We start from the raw sequence: 773 nt of genomic DNA on the forward strand, positions 1-773 counted from the left end.
GGAACCACCGGGCGCGGCGGAGGCGGCGGCGGGGGAGGCGGCGGGGGCGGAGGCGGCGGGGGCGGCGGCGGCGGGGGCGGCGGGATGTACGCCGGCTCGTCGGCGCCGAACGCGTAGCGCAGGCCCAGGGTCAGGGTGTGGCTGTTCTCGTAACGGCCCGCGAAGTCGCCGGTCAGCGCCGTGTTCACCGGGTTGACCGGGCTCACGAAGGTGGCCGTCTCCATGTTGGACATCAGGTAGCGGTAGGTCAGGTCCAGATGGGCCCGATCACCGATCGCCCAGGCCACGCCGGCGATGGCTTGCGCCGCCAGCTCGGTCGAGCTGTCGTCCGCGCCGAAGCTGGTGGTGCGAGCGCCGCCGAACGTACCGAGGAACTCGGTGCTGACGATGTTGACGCCGGCGCCCAGTCCGATGAACGGACGGAAGGCCCACGACGCGTCGCCGAAGTCGTAGATCACGTTGGCCATGATCGCGGTCGACTTGATCTCGCCGTCCGGATTGTTGCACGGACCCGTCGACGGGGTCAGGTTACACACGCCCGTCGGGATGCCCGCCGAGGTGTTGGTGACCGCGCCGAGCTCGCCGGCGTCACGGTAGCCGCCTTCGAGTTCAACACGCCAGTTCTCGTTGAACCGGTAGCCCAGACGGGCGAACGCCGCCCAGCTGTCTTCCACTTCGAAGTTGAACTTCGGACCGCTGTTTTGCGACGTCAGTTCAAGGTCGTCGATGGTGTGGTACCCGGCGTCAATCGCCCCGTACCAACCGTTCGGCTC

At 68.8% G+C, this 773-nt stretch carries 1 protein-coding gene; it reads right to left on the bottom strand.

What is annotated here, in order from left to right; genetic code table 11:
- On the bottom strand, positions 1 to 773 hold a 773-nt coding region (locus tag AC1RRF_RS17210), incomplete at both ends, for an outer membrane protein (RefSeq protein WP_492836764.1).

It is taken from the genome of Brevundimonas sp. GW821-FHT12C05, assembly GCF_058807475.1.